General features: G+C 72.9%; 11 protein-coding genes. 6 read left to right on the top strand and 5 right to left on the bottom strand.

Annotated elements, in window-relative coordinates; all coding sequences use genetic code 11:
- The first annotated feature begins 67 nt into the window (after positions 1-67).
- Positions 68-7,030, top strand: a complete 6,963-nt coding sequence (locus AB0I73_RS11550) for a DEAD/DEAH box helicase (RefSeq protein ID WP_363036157.1) — start codon at positions 68-70, stop codon at positions 7,028-7,030.
- Entirely contained in the window at positions 7,027-9,306 is a 2,280-nt protein-coding gene (locus AB0I73_RS11545) for a UvrD-helicase domain-containing protein (protein WP_363036155.1), read from the top strand. The genes AB0I73_RS11550 and AB0I73_RS11545 overlap by 4 nt, the downstream gene beginning before the upstream one ends.
- Here AB0I73_RS11545 and AB0I73_RS11540 read toward each other — a convergent pair.
- Entirely contained in the window at positions 9,278-10,237 is a 960-nt protein-coding gene (locus tag AB0I73_RS11540; RefSeq protein WP_363036153.1) for a serine/threonine-protein kinase, read from the bottom strand. The genes AB0I73_RS11545 and AB0I73_RS11540 overlap by 29 nt on opposite strands.
- A gap of 535 nt (positions 10,238-10,772) precedes the next feature.
- A complete protein-coding gene (locus AB0I73_RS11535; protein WP_363036151.1) occupies positions 10,773-11,525 on the bottom strand; it encodes an SDR family oxidoreductase in 753 nt (250 codons plus the stop codon).
- Positions 11,526-11,610: 85 nt separating this feature from the next.
- Here AB0I73_RS11535 and AB0I73_RS11530 point away from each other — a divergent pair, with 85 nt between their 5' ends.
- The 3 genes from AB0I73_RS11530 (at position 11,611) to AB0I73_RS11520 (ending at position 13,079) form a co-directional block, all read left to right on the top strand.
- The gene (locus AB0I73_RS11530; RefSeq protein ID WP_363036149.1) at positions 11,611-12,084 is read left to right on the top strand and encodes an Rrf2 family transcriptional regulator; all 474 of its coding nucleotides are present in this window, start codon (positions 11,611-11,613) and stop codon (positions 12,082-12,084) included.
- A 92-nt stretch (positions 12,085-12,176) separates the two neighbouring features.
- Positions 12,177-12,653, top strand: coding sequence for a hypothetical protein (locus AB0I73_RS11525; protein ID WP_363036147.1), 477 nt, complete (start codon positions 12,177-12,179; stop codon positions 12,651-12,653).
- A gap of 150 nt (positions 12,654-12,803) precedes the next feature.
- The gene (locus AB0I73_RS11520) at positions 12,804-13,079 is read left to right on the top strand and encodes an antibiotic biosynthesis monooxygenase (protein ID WP_363036145.1); all 276 of its coding nucleotides are present in this window, start codon (positions 12,804-12,806) and stop codon (positions 13,077-13,079) included.
- A 557-nt stretch (positions 13,080-13,636) separates the two neighbouring features.
- Here AB0I73_RS11520 and AB0I73_RS11515 read toward each other — a convergent pair.
- A complete protein-coding gene (locus tag AB0I73_RS11515; protein ID WP_363036143.1) occupies positions 13,637-14,047 on the bottom strand; it encodes a hypothetical protein in 411 nt (136 codons plus the stop codon).
- The gene (locus tag AB0I73_RS11510; RefSeq protein ID WP_363036141.1) at positions 14,044-14,517 is read right to left on the bottom strand and encodes a hypothetical protein; all 474 of its coding nucleotides are present in this window, start codon (positions 14,515-14,517) and stop codon (positions 14,044-14,046) included. Before AB0I73_RS11510 ends, AB0I73_RS11515 begins: the two co-directional genes overlap by 4 nt.
- Before the next feature lie 513 nt (positions 14,518-15,030).
- On the opposite strand from AB0I73_RS11510, the gene AB0I73_RS11505 reads away from it, so the two are divergent.
- A complete protein-coding gene (locus tag AB0I73_RS11505; RefSeq protein ID WP_363036139.1) occupies positions 15,031-15,201 on the top strand; it encodes a hypothetical protein in 171 nt (56 codons plus the stop codon).
- A gap of 463 nt (positions 15,202-15,664) precedes the next feature.
- Here AB0I73_RS11505 and AB0I73_RS11500 read toward each other — a convergent pair whose 3' ends face one another.
- Complete coding sequence (locus tag AB0I73_RS11500; protein ID WP_363036137.1) at positions 15,665-16,627, bottom strand: DUF4232 domain-containing protein; 963 nt, start codon at positions 16,625-16,627, stop codon at positions 15,665-15,667.
- Positions 16,628-16,815: the final 188 nt, after the last annotated feature.

Here is a 16,815-nt window from a genome sequence, read left to right as displayed (position 1 = left end):
CGGCGCCTGGCTGTCACGGCGTCGCGCACCCGGCGGTCGTGGTGACCGTCCTGCCCGAAAGGTCCTCGTGAAGCCCACCCTGGCCGCCGCGCAGCTCCGCGGCAGTCTGACGCAGTACCTCACGACGACGTACGCGCTGGCCGACGAGGACACGCGGCTCGCGTTGGACCGGTTCCTCGGGGATCCGGAGACGGGCATCTTCCGGGGGCCGTACCTGCGGATCAGGACACCGTTCCACCCCGCCGACGACGGATGGCGGTCGGCGCTGGAGTGGCAGCCGTCGTTCACGCCGTGGCGGCACCAGGCGAAGGCGTGGGAGCGGCTGAGCACGTACCGGGGGGCGGCCGAGCCGACGCTCGTGACGACCGGGACCGGGTCCGGCAAGACCGAGTCGTTCCTGATCCCGGTGCTCGACCACTGCCGGCGGCAGAAGGCGCTGGGCCGGCGCGGGGTGAAGGCCGTGCTGCTGTACCCGATGAACGCGCTCGCCACCGACCAGGCCGGCCGGATCGGCGACTACCTGGCGCAGCCGGAACTGGCGCAGGTGACGGCCGGTCTCTACATCGGCGACAAGCCGGACACGGACTTCCGGCGGGTGATGACGCGGCGCGAGGAGATGCGCCAGTCGCCGCCGGACGTGCTGATCACCAACTACAAGATGCTGGACCTGCTGCTGCAGCGGGCCGAGGACCGGCCGCTGTGGGAGGGGGCCGACCCGGCGTACGTGGTGCTGGACGAGTTCCACACCTACGACGGCGCGCAGGGCACCGACGTGGCGATGCTGTTGCGGCGGTTGGCGTCCGCCGTGGGCGCCTCGAAGCCGGAGCGGCCGCTCGGGTCGATCTGCCCGGTGGCGACGTCGGCGACCCTCGGTGAGGGCGGGGGCGACACCGGCGGCATCCTCACCGTCGCCGAGCAGGTGTTCGGCGTGCCGTTCGGTGCGGACGCGGTGATCGGTGAGGAGCGGCTGAGCGCCGACGACTTCGTCGGCGACATCGACTACGAGCTGCCCGAGCCTCCCGGCCCCAAGGAGGTCATCGAGGTCTCGGGCGGGCCGGGCGTGGAGTCCGACCCGGACCGGCTCGACCTGGACGGGCTCGCCGAGCGGCTGCTGGGGCGGCGCGGCCTGGACGCCTTCCAGATCGGGCGGCTGCTGAAGAAGCACGACTTCACCCACGGGGTGCTCGCGCTGCTGAACGGCGAGCCGCTCGACGAGTGGGGGCTGCGGGACCGCATGGCCCGCTTCGGGTACGCGTGGGCGCGCACCGCGCGGGAGAACCCGCGGCTCGCGCTGGAGGCGCTGTCGCGGTTCGTGGCGCTGCTGTCGTCCGCGCGGGACCCGGAGTCCGACGCGCGCCGGCCGCGTCCGCTGCTGCACATCGAGGCGCACCTGTGGGTCCGTCCGGTGGGGCGGGTGCTGAGCGGGGTGAGCGGCCGGCCGGAGTTCCGCTGGTACGAGGACGAGCGGACCGTCGCGCGGCGCTCCGCGCTCACCGCGGCGTCCGCGTCCGAGGACCCGTCCGAGAGCGACGACTGGCCGACGGCGGACTCGCGGCGGCCCCAGGCCCTGCCGGGTTCGGACACCGTGCAGCGACCGGCCCAGGCCCATCTGCCCGCGATCTACTGCCGCGTCTGCGGCCGTTCGGGCTGGGCGGCGCTGTCCCCGGAGGCCGATCCGCAGAAGCTGGAGACCGGTCCGCCGAAGATCTGGCAGGCCGCCGTCGGACGGGACAAGCGGCGGCTGCGGTACTTCATCGCGGCGACCCCGGCCGAGGCGCGGGACGCCCTCGCAGCGCTCACCGGCACCGCGCCCCAGCAGGCGGGCGGCGTCGATCCGCAGTCCGTCGTGGTGCTGGACGGGGCGCAGAGCACCTACCGCATGCCGGTCGCCGGGGACGGGGAGGGGCTGCAGGACGCCTGGTTCGCGCGGGCCCTCCTGGACAAGAAGACCGCCGACCAGGCCGCCCGGGACGACACCTGCCCGGCCTGCAACACGGACAACGGCATCAGGTTCCTCGGCACCGCGCTCGCCGCGCTGGCCTCCGCGACGGTCACCCAGCTGTTCACCGGCGGCCAGGAGATCGCGCTGGCGCCGGAAGAGCGCAAGACGCTGCTGTTCAACGACTCCACGCAGGACGCGGCGCACCGGGCCGGGTACGTCGCCAACGCCTCGTACAAGTTCTCGCTGCGCTCGCTCCTCGCGCACCAGCTCGACGACACGGGTGCGCCGCTCCCGCTCAACGACCTGATCGGCGACGTCCTGGACTCCGTGGACGATCCGCAGGCGCTGGCCGCCGTCGTCCCGCCGGACCTGCACGACGAACCGGGCGTGGACCGGCTCCTGTCGGGGCGCGGCACCGGGGACGCGCGGACCTGGAAGCTCATCGGGGAGCGGCTCGCGTTCGCGACCGTCATGGAGTTCGGGCTGCGCTCCCGGCTCGGGCGCACCCTGGAGCTGACCCGGACCACGGCCGCGGAGGTGGTGGTCGCCGATCCGGACCGGATCGTCGCGCTCGCCCGCGACCTGCACCTCACGCTGCCGGGGCAGTTGGGGCTGGGCGGCGGCCTGCCCACGCCCGAGCGGTACCTGGCGTACGTGCGGGGGTTGCTGGAGCGGGTGCGGCTGCGCGGTGGCGTGCGGCACCGGTGGCTGGAGACCTGGATCAAGGAAGCGGGTGTCAACCAGTACCTGATCTCCGGCCGGCGGCCGGAGGGGATGCCCGCCTTCCCCGAGGGGTACGTGGCGCCCCCGAGGTTCCTGCTCGACGGCCCCAAGGAGAAGTCGAAGTTCGACACGATCACCGGTCGGGGCACCTGGTACCAGGACTGGACGCGGCGCTGTCTCGGTCTGGACGCGGTGCAGGCGACCGAGTACCTGCGCAGGCTGCTGCCCGTCCTCGCGGACGAGGGCGTGCTGTCGGTGCGCACCGCCAAGGACCGCACGACCCGCGTCTACGGTCTGCAGCCGGGCCACATCCACGTGCGGCTCCTGACGGACGACCTGGTCAACAAGGCGTTCGTGTCCTGCGAGGAGTGCGGCTGGCAGCAGGTGGTGCCGCCCGAGCGGCGCACCCGCTGGTACGGGCACCCCTGCCCGCGCTGGCGCTGCACCGGCCTGCTCACCCCGCCGCAGCACGGCGTGTCGTCGACCGGGGCGGGCAGCGGCGGCTTCGGCGGGAAGCTGGAGCGTGACTACCGGGCCGACTACTACCGCCGCCTGTATCTGACCGGCGGCACCTACCGGGTCGTCACGGCCGAGCACACCGGCATGCTGACCCGGCCCGAACGGGAGCGCGTGGAGCGCACGTTCCGGCAGGGCAGCCACTACACCGACCCCAACGTGCTGTCCTGCACGCCCACCCTGGAACTGGGCATCGACATCGGCGACCTGTCGGCGGTGCTGCTCGGTTCGCTGCCGGGCGGCCCGGCGAACTACGTGCAGCGGGCCGGGCGGGCCGGACGCAGGACCGGCAACGCGCTGGTGGTCGCCTTCGGCGGGCGCCGGGCCCGCGACCGGTACTACCTGGACGACCCGACGGAGATGATCGCCGGTGACATCGTGCCGCCGGGCTGCTACCTGTCGGCCGTGGAGATCCTGCGCCGCCAGTACACGGCGCACCTGCTGGACCGGGCGGCGCGCGGCGAGCTGACCACGGCCGACGGTGAGCCGCTCATGCCGCTGCCGCGCCTGTCGTCGACGCTGTTCGGCACGGAGAGCTGGTGCCAGGACCTGTCGGAGGCGGCGCTCACCCACGGGGCGCGGCTGGTGGAGGAGTTCCTGGCGCTGTTCCCGCAGGCGCCCGGCGGCCCGGACGACGACCGGGGGGTGTCCGCGCACGCCGCGGGCGAGCTGCGCGCCTACGCCACCGGCGGCATCGCGCGCACCTTGCAGGAGGCCGAGGAGGAGTGGACGGCGCGCCGCGAGGAGCTGCGCCGCCGTATCGCCGCCATCGACACCGCCGTCGACGGGCTGCTCGCCGAGGACCGCGAACAGGGCGCGGAGCGGCGCGAGTTGCTCGCGGAACGGCGCGCCACGGGCGAGCTGCTGCGCCAGCTGAGCCAGACCAGCGCCCACGGCGCCCTCGTCGAGCTGGGGCTGCTGCCCAACTACAGCCTCACCGACACGACGACGTCACTGGAGGCCACGCTCTACTGGAAGGAGGCGTCCGGGGACGACGAGGACGGCGGGAACGGCGGGGACGCCGAGGCCCCGGAGGGCGACGACGACCGCCGGAACCAGGTGTACCGCAGCGAGATGCGCGACTACGAGCGCTCCCGCAAGCCGGCCCTGACCGAACTCGCGCCCGGCAACAGCTTCTACGTCAACGGCTACCGGCACGTCGTGCGCGCCCTCGACATCGGCAGCCCCGAGCGGCGCGCCTGGGCGGTGTGGCGCCTCTGTCCGGCCTGCGGGTACGCGCGCACGCACGGCGATCCGGAGAACGACACCTCGCCGTGCCCGCGGTGCGGTTCCCGGGAGATCGCCGACGCGGGCTGCGTGCACCGCGTACTGGAGCCCCGGCGGGTGCTGTCCCGGGACAAGCGGGACGACGCCCGGGTCCGGGACGACCGCGACGAGCGGGACCGGAGGCGGTACGCGGTCCTCACCACCGTCGACATCGACCCGGTGCACCTGGCGGCCGGATCGTGGCGGCACGACACCGCGGTCTTCGGCGCCGACTTCACGCGCAGGGCCGTCGTCCGCACCCTGAACCTGGGGGTCGACCGGCAGGACGGCAGCAGCACGGTTCCGCTGGCCGGGGACGACGTGCGCCTGAACCCGTTCTACGTGTGCGCGAGTTGCGGCGGCGCGACGGCCGACGGCCGGCCCGTCGTCGACCAGTCGCAGCACGCGCTCACCGCGTCGCTCGCCCGTTCCACCCGTGCGAGCGCCCACCACCAGTTGTGGTGCCCGCGCCGACGGCTGCGCGGCAGCGGGGAGGAGCAGGGCGCCGGGCTGGACGTGCCGCTGCTGCTGGCGCACGAGCTGACGACGGAGGCCGTCCGCATCCTGCTGCCGGCGTCCGTGGCGCGGGCCGGGGAGCGGCTCGCCTCGTTCACCGCCGCGCTGTTCGCGGGCATAGCGGCCCGCTACGGCGGCGACCCCGACCACATCGACATCACCGCCGCGTCCATGCCGGACGGCGAGGACCGCGACTGGCCGCGCCGGTTCCTCGTGGTGTACGACCGGCTGCCCGGCGGCACCGGTTACCTGCACCGCCTGGCGACCTCCGAGGGCTTCCGCGAGGTCCTGCTGAAGGCCCGTGAGGTGATCGAGAGCTGCGACTGTCTGAGGAAGGGGCTCGACGGCTGCCACCGCTGCCTGCTGCGCCGCGTACCGCCGGCCGACTACGACAAGGTCAGCCGCAACGAGGTCCGGCAGATGCTCGACGAACTGCTCGGTGCGGACGGCGAGCGCTGGCGCACCTCGTCCGTCGCCACCACCCAGCACATCCCGATGCACCAACAGGCCGAGAGCGATCTCGAAGTCCTGTTCATCGACACGCTGCGCGAGTGGGCCGAACTCCCGGAGAGCCGGGCGAGCGGTGACGCCTACATCACTCCGGCCGGCACCCACGCACTGGACCTGCGGCTGACCGCGGCCGACGGCACCACGCTGAGCTGGCGGGTGTCGCAGCAGCGCGTCCTCGACGGCACCCGCCCCGACGTCCTCTTCGAACGGGTCGACGCGCCCGGCCCGCGCGTGGCGCTCTACCTGGACGGCTACGAGTTCCACGCCGGCCGTGCGCACAACCGCGTCGGCGACGACGCCGACAAGCGCACACGGCTGCGGGCCGAAGGACTCAGGGTCTTCCAGCTCACCTACGGCGACGTGAGGGGATGGCAGCGCCACGTCCGGGACACCGGTTACGCGGGCGCGGGACCGGCCGACCCGGTGTGGGAGCCGTACGACGACCGGGCCCGCGGCACGGCCCGCGACTACTACGCCAAGGTGTGGGGCGCCCTGCCCGGTGAGCTCGCGGAGACGGTGTGGGTCAATCCGGCCGTCCAGCTCATGGAGTACCTGCGCCGACCGGACGCGAGGCTCTGGCAGGGGCGGGCGGAGGCCGCCCTGGCAGGCTTCAGGGGCGCCGGGGCCCGCCCCGTCGCGCTGCCGCCGGACGTGCTCGGCGAGCAGATCACGGCGGCGCTGCGCGGAGGGACGCCCACCGGGCCGCCCGGCCCGGTGCATCTGTTCACGGTCACCGACCGGTCGGGGCTGCCGCTGGTGTTCGCCGCGGACGGCCGGGCGAAGCCCCCCGCGTGGACCGGCATCGCCCTGCTCGACGACGCGCCGGGCGTCCACGCCCAGGAGGAGGCGCACAAGCGCCGCTGGCGGGCCTGGCTGTACTGGTCCAACCTGCTGCAGTTCCTGGACACCGGCGGCGGTGACGCCGTCCAGCTCACGACCGGCCGTCTCGACGGGTTCCCGGTCGAGACCCTGGCGGTCACGGGCGGCAGCGGTGTCCTGGAGAGTGTCCGCGTCACCCTCGCCGCCACCGCGACCGCGACCGCCGCCGTCGGCGGAACGCCCGTGCCGGCCGGGACCGCCGCGCCGTCGCCGCAGGCCCCGGCCGCCGCGGAGGTGTCCCGGGCGGGCGCCGCCGCGCCCGTGCGGGACGCGGCGTGGGACCGGGTCGTCGAGTACCTCGACGCGGACGAGCCCGGCCTGCTCGCGCTCGCCGCGGCCCTCGCCGCGCGCGGTGTCCCGGTCCCCGAGGACGGCCACGAGCTCGACGAGAACGGCTGGCTGGCCGAGTTGGCCTGGCCCGCCGCACGCGTCGGTGTCGTCCTCGCCCCGCGCCCGCCGGAGGGCGAGGACGAGGACCCGGAGGCCGTCGACCGCGACCGTGCGTTCGCCGCGGCCGGCTGGGAGGTGCGGCCCGCCGCCGACTGGACCGCGGACGACATCGCGGACCGCCTCGACGGCGCACCGCCGACACCACCGGCGTCCCCGTCCGGCGACCGGAACCCTCCTGACCAGCCCGACGGCACCACCACGGAGAACGGGGAGAACGAACAGCCGTGACCGGCAAGAACGTGACGCTGCGCCTGCTCGACAAGGCGGACCGGGAGATCCTCAAGCTCCCCCGCCCGGTCAAGGGCGCGATCTACGACTTCCAGCACAAGTTCAAGACCAACCCCGACTCCGCGGGCCTGCGTCTCAAGCAGTTGCAGGGACACGACAAGCTGTACTCGGCGCGCGTCAACGACGAGTACCGCGCGCTGCTGCTGCGCCTGGCGGACGACGACTGGCTGATCGTCTCGGTCAAGCACCGCAAGGACGTGTACGCGCACCTGGACCGGCTCACGTACTCGGTCAACCGCGTCACCGGCGGCATCGAGTACGTGGACCTGCAGGTCGTGCAGGCGGAAGTGCTCACTCCCCCGGCCCCGCGGACCGCCGCACCGACCGCCGGACCCGCAGAGCCCGCAGAGCCCGCCCGTCCCGCCGAGCCGGCCGCTCCCGAGCCGCTGTTCGCGAAGTGGTCGCAGCAGCAGCTCACCGATCTGGGGGTGGCCCCGTCCCTGCTCCCGGTCGTCGCCGCACTGACCACCGAGGACCAGCTCCTCGGACTCGCCGAGTACGCGCCCCAGCTCACCGGCGAGGTGCTGCTGGCGCTGTACGACGGCAAGGAGTACGACGACGTCCTGGAGCAGGTCACCGCCCCCGTCGCGGCGCCGGAACCCGTGGACCCCGAGGACTTCCGGGCCGCCGCCGAACGTCCCGCCACCATCGTCACCACCACCGACGACGCGCTGCGCGAGGCGCTGGAGGGTGAGGACTTCGGGCGCTGGAAGGTGTTCCTGCACCCCACGCAGGCCAAGCTCGTCTCGCGGGACTACAACGGTCCCGCCCGCGTGGGCGGCGGGCCCGGCACCGGCAAGACGATCGTGGCGCTGCACCGGGTCAGGTACCTGGTCGAGCGGCTCCCGGCCGGCCGGAACAAGCCGGTCCTGCTGACCACGTACAACAAGAACCTCGCGGCGGACCTGCGTTCACGGCTGCTCGCCCTGGGCGGCGAAGCGCTGCTGGCGCGCGTCGAGATCAGCCACGTCGACCAGCTCGCGCTGCGGACCGTCCGGGAGGCGGAGCCCGGCAACCGCAAGCGGATCATCGACGAGGCGCAGGCGGTCCGGGAATGGCGCTCGCTCCTGGACGAACTCGGCGAGGACGGCTGGGACGCGGAGTTCCTGAACGACGAGTGGACGCAGGTGATCCTCGGCCAGGCCGTCACCTCCCGCGCGGAGTACTTCCGGGTGCGCCGCGCCGGCCGTGGCGGCACCGTCACCCGTGCCCAGCGCGCCGAGATCTGGCAGCTCGCCGAGCGGTTCACCCAGCGCCTGGACCGGCTCGGAGCCCAGACGTGGGACCAGGTCGCGGAGCGGGCCGCGCAGTTGGAGGCGGCGCGCGCCCGGCGTATCCAGGCCGTCGACCGCCGGCGGGAGGAAGCGGGCGGCCTGGACAACATCCACGTGGCCGACGGTTCGGGAGGCTGGCTGCGCTACCGGTACCGGCACATCGTGGTCGACGAGGCGCAGGACCTGCGGCCCGCGCACTGGAAGATGCTGCGCGCGATGACCGCTCCGGACCGCAACGACCTCTTCCTGGTCGGTGACACCCACCAGCGCATCTACAAGAACCAGGTGACCCTCGGCAGCCTCGGCATCAACATCCGCGGCCGGTCGTCGAAGCTGTCGCTGAGCTACCGCACCACCCGGCAGATCCTGCGCTCCGCGCTGAACGTGCTCGGCGACGAGACGTACGACGACCTCGACGGCAGCACCGAGACGCTGGCCGGGTACCGGTCCGTGCTCAGCGGGGCCGTCCCGGACCTGCACCGGCTGGACGACTGGGAGGACGAGCGCGAGGCGATCGCCGCGCTGATCGAGTCCTGGGGTGAGGTGCCGCACGAGCAGATCGCCATCGCCGTGCCGACCAACCTGATGGCGAGCGAAGCCGCGAACACGTTGCTCCAGCACGGTATCCAAGCGTTGGAGATAGGCCCGGACGGGCCCCGCGGCGACAGCGGCGTCCACATCGGCACGATGTTCCGGTTCAAGGGGCTCGAGTACCAGCGCATGATCATCGCCGGGGTGAGCGACGGGCTGGTGCCGCATGCGAGCGTCCAGCAGCGGCGGACCACGGACCCGGCGCGCTACCGGACGGAGATGCAGCGCGCCCGGTCCCTGCTCTTCGTGGCGACCACGCGCGCCCGGGACAGCCTGGACGTCTTCTGGCACGGGGAGCCGAGCCCGTTCCTCAAGGAACTGATCAAGGTCCGGCCGCCGGTCGGGGCATGACCGGCCCTTGGGGCACGAGGAACGGCCGCCGGGGGTCCTCCGGCGGCGTCCTACGGGTCGCGCGTGCCGGGTCCGGGGCCGGCAGGTACGGGGCGAGGGCGGCGTACACGTCCGCCGCCCCGCCGGGTCGGTCCTCGGGGCGCTTGGCGAGCAGGGCGTGCAGCAGGTCCTGGAGCGCGGCCGGGGCGTCGACCCCGCATCCGGCCAGCCGGGGCGGGGGCGCGGTGAGGTGCCGAGTCGCCAGCTCGGCGGGGCCCTCACCGTGGTAGGGGGGTCGGCCGGTGAGCATGTGGTGCAGCAGGCACCCCACCGCGTACAGGTCGCTGCGGCCGTCCAACGGCTGTTCGCCGGACAGGAGTTCGGGCGAGGCGTAGGCGATGTTGCCGAGGGTCTCCCCCGTCATGGTGAGCCGCGGGTCGGCGTCCGAGAGCACCTTCACGAGGCCGAAGTCGAGGATCTTCACCAGACCGCTGGTGCGGACCATGACGTTCTGCGGCTTGAGGTCGCGGTGCACCAGGCCGGCCGCGTGCGCGGCGGACAGCCCCGAGCACAGTTGCGCGGCCACGGAGACCGCGGCGGACACGGGCAGGCGGCCGTCGTCGGCGCCGTCGACGACGTTGTCGAGGGTCGTCCCGTCGACGAGCTGCATCACCAGGCAGCAGACGTCCTCGGTGACGGCCGCGTCGTACACGGTGGTGATGTTGGCGTGGTCCAGCCGTGCGGCGGCCTTGGCCTCCCTCTCGAAGCGCGCCAGGGCGGTGTGGCGCCAGTCGGGCAGGGCGAGCAGGTCCGCGGCGACGGTCTTGACCGCGACAGGGCGGGCCAGATACACGTCCGTCCCCTGCCAGACGTGCCCCATCGCCCCTCGGCCCAGGATCCGGTCCAGCCGGTACCTGCCGCGCAGAACCTTGCCCGCAGCGAACTGCTCCACGTCCACTTCCTCCGGTGAGCCCCAGCGGCATGTCGGTGCACGAACTGCCTGGCCGAAGGACCGCCGTCGACCGCCCGTGCAGAAGAAGTCAACCAGCCTCGCACACACCTGGTCCGCGACAGCCCGTAGGTCTCCTGGTCGGACGAGCCCGGCCCGTTCCTGACGGAGGCGGGTGGGTGAGGGCGAAGGCCGGAGGCCCGAGATCAGGACGGTCCTGCCCGACCGTCCGGACCGGGCCACCGGCCGGGTCGTGCGCCGCCACCGCTTGCGTGCCACGCCGCCGGAGTCGTCGATCTCGATGAGTTGCGCCGATTCCGCCGGCAGACGCAAGGAACGGTCTCATCGGGTGAGCCGGGCCACGGTGCGTTCGACGGTCCAGCGGTGCCTGCCCGCCCAGCCGCCGACCGGAGTCCGTACCCACCTCTACGGGCGATCCGGGGCGTGATGCCACGGCCGGTGGCCATCGGCGCAGGCGGGGTGGCCGTGGCCCGCTACCGCGATCGCAGCGGCGCGGGGCGCTGTGGAGCGGGACGCGCTATCGCTGCTGTGCGAGCCACTCGTCGAAGGTGGTCGGCGCGATGCGGGCGCCCGCTCGGGGCAGCAGCACGTCACCGGCCATCGCCGGGCCGAACAGCGCCGACCACGTCGGCACGAGCTTGACCGCACGGCCGCGCGCGTCGTTGGTGCGCCGGGCCATGTCCACCAGATCCTGCGGCTCGGGACCGGCGACCTCCCGGTAACGTCCCTGCGGTGCGCCCGTGGCGATCTCGGCGAGGATGTCGGCCACGTCCGCGGGTGCGATCGGCTGGACGAGCAGGGGCGCGATGGTGGCGGTGCCTTCCCGCTCGGTCCAGCTCGTCACCATCGCGGCGAAGTCGTGGAACTGGGTGGCCGGGACGATCGTCCACGGCACCGGGCCCTCGGCCACGAGACGCTCCTGCTCGCGCTTGCCGGCGTAGTGCGCGTTGCCTCCGACGCGGTCGACGGCGGCGATCGAGAGCAGCACGTGGTGGCGGACACCGGCCCGTTCCTCGGCTGCGAGCAGCGTCCGGGTGGTGGTGCCGAAGTACGTCACCGCTTCGTCCCGGTCGGTCGCCGTGCAGTTGGTGGCGTCCACGACGGCCTCGACGCCGGTCAGGGCGGCGTCGAGGCCGTCGCCCGTGGTCAGGTCCACGCCGAGTGAACGGCTGATGCGCACGACGTGGTGTCCGGCCCGTTCCAGGGCGGCGACGGCGAGGGCCCCGATGTTCCCGGTCGCTCCGGCCACGGCGATTCGCATGGTCCGCATGGTGATCTCTCCTCTGCCTCTCGCACTGCCGCCGGACGCTATCTCGGACTAAAGAGGTCCGCAATATCCGGGATAGGATCCGGCCATGAAGCTGCCTGTGAGTACGGAATGGCTGTTGCACTGCGCCACGTCGCTGGCGCAGCTCGAGGCGGGGACCACCGCGTCGGCGGCACAGCTCGCCCGGTACTTCGACCTGCCGGCGGCCTATCTCGCCAAGCAGCTCCAGGCGCTGGTCAAGGCCGGCGTGCTGGCCGCGACGACGGGCCCGCGCGGTGGGTTCCGGCTGGCCCGGCCCGCTTCCGAGATCACGCTCCTGCAGATCGTCGAGGCGGTCGACGGTGCGTCCGCGCCGTACGAGTGCCGCGAGATCCGCCAACAGGGACGGGGAGCACTGCCCGCAGAGGAGTGCCAGAACCCCTGCATCCTCGCCGAGAAGATGGCCGAAGCCCACGAAGCCTGGCGGCACAGCCTCGCCGCGACCTCGCTCGCCGAGATCATCGCCGCACTGCCCCCGTCGGCCCCCTCCCGCACCCGCCTGCGCCTGACCGGGACGCCGTAGCGCATCCGCCGCCCCGGGCAGCGCCTCGGAGGTCGCCCGGACGGGCGGCCGGTCAGGCCCGCGCGAACCCCGGCGGGTCGAGGGCCTCGACGATGCGGGCCGCCGACACCCGCGCCGCTTACGACGTGCTGTACCAGACCACCGACGCCGAGCTGCTCGCCCGGGCGAGCGTGTGGGCGGGCTCAGCCGGGACCGCCGCCGATCAGGTCTTCAACGTGACCAACGGCGACCAGTTCCGCTGGTCCGGCCTCTGGCCGCGGTTCGCCGAGCACTTCGGCATGGCCTACGCCCCGCCCCAGCAGATGTCGCTCACCGAGGCGATGCCGACCCGCGCGGACGTGTGGCAGCGACTCGTCGACCGTCACGGCCTGGTCCCCACGCCGTACGAGAAGCTCGTCGCCTGGTCGGTCGGGGACTTCCTGTTCCACCACGAGGCGGACCACATCACGTCCACCGTGAAGATCCGTCAGGCGGGGTTCGCGAACGCGCTCGACACCGAGACGCGGCTGCTGCAGCTGTTCGACCGCCTGGTGGAGCAGAAGGTGCTGCCACCGTTCCGCGACCGCTGAACCGCGTACACCGGCGTGGTTCACCTCTACCGTGCCACCGCGAACGCCTGGAGCACGGGTCAGTGGCCGGACAGCGGGGGTTGTGATTTCAGGTGGGCGCGCGAGATCGTTCGAGGCGATACTGCCGGTGTCGTCCGTTGGAGGGCCTCCGTGACCGATCCTGTGCCCGCGTCGCTGCCCGCCCCGCCCTACTACGCCGTGGTGTTCACCGCCGTGCGGACCGCCGGCGACAACGGCTACGGGGAGACAGCCGAGCGGTTGCTGGAACTGGCCGCCGACCAGCCGGGATTCCTCGGGGTCGACTCCGCTCGCGGCGCGGACGGTCTGGGGATCACGGTGTCGTACTGGAGGGACGAGGACTCGATCGCCGCTTGGCGGGATCACGCGGAGCACGCCCCGGCCCGTGCGCACGGGCGCGAGCACTGATACTCCTCGTTCACGCTCCACGTGGCCAAGGTCGAGCGCGCCTACGGGTTCAGCTGAGCCCACGGGCCGCCGGCCCCGCACGGCGTGCTCGGCGAGCCGGTCGAAAGCTCGGGCGCACGGCTCCACCCGGCTGTCTGAGCGGCGAACGGGAGGGGGGTCTCTCGGGCGGGCGTATGGCTTGTTTGCGAGCAGACACCGAGGAGTCAGAGGCCGTAGGCTGGCGGAAAACAGACGTCTAGTCGCCGAAGGGGGCGATAACCCCATTACTTCATGGCCGAATTGGTCCCGGCTGCGCTCGGGATGATCTCGCTCATCTGTTGCATGACTTACGTCGGTGTTGCCGCAGCCATCGCGCTTGTGGCCACCTTTTCGAAGCGGCCGAGCCGTCGCCGGGAGGCCCGCGAAACCCTCCGGATCCTGGTGCGCATGCAGGGAGACGTGTCGCCCCAGGAACAATCCGCCTGTTCACGGTAACCACTCAGGTCCTTGGTCACGGGCGAGCGGGTGAGGGCCAGGGGTGTCCGGCGAAGAGGTCGTCCTGCACCGCCGCCTGTCCCCTAGCGCAGGAACGACTTCGGATCCCGCAGGACGTGCCACAGCCCCGCCGCGAGCTGTACGACCGTCATGGCGAAGAGGACCCAGAACACGAACTCGGCCCCGGGCGCGAGGTTGTGGACGGTGCCGTCCTCCCACTGGCAGTAGGCCCGCGGCGGAAACGGGGTGGAGATTCCCGAGACCTCCCCGCTCCCGGTGACGCCCTCCCGCATCGGCACCCCGGGGCAGGGGTCGGTCTCCGGGAACAGGAAGGGGTCGTCCGCCACCATGATCACGACCCAGGTCATGGCACCGAGCGGCACCGTCCAGAACACCGAGGTCCGCATCCACAACGGCAGCAGCGGATGCGCCAGCAGCCCGCGCAACGCGACCCAGCCGACCACGAGCCCGACGAAGACCGGGAGCAGCGTCATGACACCGCCGCAGTCTTCCGGGCGCGGAGCTCGGTGGCGTAGCCCGTGCCGATGACGAGCAGGAGGGCGGCCAGGGCGAGGGACGCGGTCGCCCAGTTCATCCACACGTAGCCGGCCTCACTGGAGTAGACGGTGCTGTCGTCGCGGACGCAGTCGAAGCGGAGTGGCAGGTACGAGGACCGGTGGTGGGAGAGGCCCTGTCTCGTCTCCGCGTCGAAGCCGTCGCGACAGGCCGGAGCCGGAATCGAGTCCGCGCCGTTGCCGAACTCGTGCTCCGACAGCAGAACACCGGAGAGCCCCAGGGAGTAGACGGCCACGGCCGCCCACACGGCCGCTGCCGCCGCACGGCGCAGCAGATGCACCGCCCAGGGCTCGGGCCGACCGGGGAACGCCATCGCGACGACCCCCGTCGCGGCGATGAGCGCGCCGAGGGCACAGATCGCAAAGAGACCTAAACCCACCAGCAGCACGCCCGTCCCTCCCGCCCCTTCCGTCCGGGCGGGGGCGGGGCTTGAGGGATGAGCGGGGCGGCAGGCATGCGGGCCACCTCATCAGCACCACCCCGGACCGTCTGTGGCGGAAGCCACTCCTCCGGTCACAGTCGCGTCACAGCGGGCGGAGGTCCACGGGGCCCGTGTGGGGTGAGTCGCCCATGTGTCTTCGGGTTCTGCCCGGTCGAGGACAGAAGCCCCCCACCCCAGCAGAACCCGTCGGGCTGCGCTTTCGTGAACGAACCGCGAAGCGAGAGGCCGTCGTTCTCCGTCTCGCGGCTCTCCCCGTACCGCGCCGCACACCGCCGGATGTCGTCGCGTACGAAGGGCCCGCGTCGGCGCGTCGCCCCTGGTCGTGCCGGGCCACGGGACGTCACCGTGAGTACGTGACCGCAACACAACCATCCCCCACGACACACCGGTTCACGATGTGCTTCAGCTCGACTCCGCGTGGCGCCCGGCTCGCCAGACAGCTGTGCGGGCACCGCCTCGATGCCTGGGACGTCCCTACGCCGGCGACGTCAACGAGACACGGCCCTCATCACCACCGCGCTGTGCGCCGACGCCGTACGCCCCGGGCGGGTCCCCGGCCAGGACTTCCACATCCGACCGGCCGCCGGGGCGGACGGTGGGCGGCTGCGTGTGGAGGTCTCCGACACCTGAGCGGAACGCCGGCCCGTCGTCACCGCCCCTTGCCCGGCCCCCTCCAGCGCCACCAGCCACCTCGAGGTGGTCCACGCTGCGTCCGGACCGCTCCCGGTCCACGGCCCATCGCTCCGACTCGGCCCGCTTCCGAAGCCGTCGCAGTAGTCCCTTCCCCACCAGGACCGGGGCGACGTGCCTCGACAAGCCGTCGGCGTCGCGCTCGACCCCCTGGAAGGTCTGCTGGGTGAAGCCCAGCAACACCCCGGAGGTCGCCGGATACCCGGGCTGCGGCGTGTCGACTGCCCAGCCCCGCTGGTCGGCACGCCGGAAGAGGTCGTCGACGGGGTGGTGAACACCGCGCCACCCACTCGCCCGCGCTTGTGGACCGGCTGCGCTCCGAGGGGTTCGTCGTGTGCGACCGCAACGAGGACGGCGCGTGGATCACCCCGGCCCCCACGGTCGACGAGGTGAGAGGCATCGTCTACTGTTCCGTCTTTTCCCAGGGTCTGACCCCGAGCTTTCCGGTGGTTCCGAGGTCGAGGTGCGGGGTCACCGTCACCGGGTCGGCGCCCTCCTTCGCCCGGACCCGCACGTAGGGCACGTTCACCGGCGTACCGAACTCGGTGGTGTTGCGCCAGACCAGGCCGGCGGTCGCCGACTCGCCGGGCTCGAGCGTGACGGGCCGGGGCTGTTCGTCGGGCCCGGCGCCGGTGGTGATGTCGCCGCTGCCGTCGAGGATCTCGATGCCGTCGACGGGCTCGAGGCCCTCGTCCAGGAGTTCCAGCAGCGGGTAGCCCTCGACGGTGTAGGCGCGCGTGCCGCAGTTGTCGAGGTGCAGGCCCACGACGCGCAGTCCCATGGCCGCGTTGCCCTCGTCGATGCTGATCCGGATCCCGGAGGCGGGGCAGGAGCCCGGTTCGGCCGGCGCCTCGCCCGCAGGGACCTTGGTCACTTCGAGCACCTCGGCCTGCGTCACCCGCGGCGCGGTGGGCGGCAGTTCCCCGGCCCGGACCGTGCCCCGCACGGTCTGTCCGGGGCCGAGGTCGCGCACGGTCTCGGTCTGGTTGGTCACGGCCCCGCCGTCACCGCTCATGAAGGTGAAGACGATCGAGTAGGTCAGGGCCTCGGCGCCCTCGTTGGTGACCTCATAGGCGGCGGAGACCCCCGAGTCCGAGCCCGTGGTGAGCCTGTCGGCGGAGACCAAGTGGCTGCGGGTGGGTGAGGGGGAGTCCGACGGGAGGGTCAGCGAGGTGATCCGTACGCCGTCCTTGCCCGGATCGTCGATCCGCGCGCCCTCCTGCGACGCGGCCGTGCCGGCGCCGGTGCTCCCGGCACCCGCGCGCTCCGTCCCACAGCCCGTGAGCAGCAGAGCGGTCGCGGCGAGAGCCGACAGTAAGGGGGTGGTCGCGGCGAGAGCCGGGCGGAGGTCAGCGAATCTGCGCATCCGGCCATCTCATCAGGGTGCGACCCCCGCACGTGTGATGGAGGCAACAGTTCCGGTCACAGGGCTGTCACAGGCGGGGGCGGGAGACGGCGGGGAGATACAACCCCCGAAGCGGCCACCCGCCGTTCGTCGATTCGTCAGGTCCGTGCTCGGCCCGACGAGCGGCCGGAGCAGCAGCCGCAAGAGCG

It is taken from the genome of Streptomyces sp. NPDC050388, from assembly GCF_040655635.1.
Taxonomy (GTDB): Bacteria; Actinomycetota; Actinomycetes; order Streptomycetales; family Streptomycetaceae; genus Streptomyces.
The sequence above is the reverse complement of the archived record's forward strand: the minus strand, read 5'-3'. Positions and strand labels throughout refer to the sequence as shown.

Bases quoted from the DNA above. Each gene is read 5' to 3' on its own strand.
- AB0I73_RS11535 (WP_363036151.1), bottom strand. From the start codon at position 11,525: ATGCGGACCATGCGAATCGCCGTGGCCGGAGCGACCGGGAACATCGGG.
- AB0I73_RS11530 (WP_363036149.1), top strand. From the start codon at position 11,611: ATGAAGCTGCCTGTGAGTACGGAATGGCTGTTGCACTGCGCCACGTCG.
- AB0I73_RS11525 (WP_363036147.1), top strand. From the start codon at position 12,177: ATGCGGGCCGCCGACACCCGCGCCGCTTACGACGTGCTGTACCAGACC.
- AB0I73_RS11515 (WP_363036143.1), bottom strand. From the start codon at position 14,047: ATGACGCTGCTCCCGGTCTTCGTCGGGCTCGTGGTCGGCTGGGTCGCG.
- AB0I73_RS11505 (WP_363036139.1), top strand. From the start codon at position 15,031: ATGCCTGGGACGTCCCTACGCCGGCGACGTCAACGAGACACGGCCCTC.
- AB0I73_RS11500 (WP_363036137.1), bottom strand. From the start codon at position 16,627: ATGCGCAGATTCGCTGACCTCCGCCCGGCTCTCGCCGCGACCACCCCC.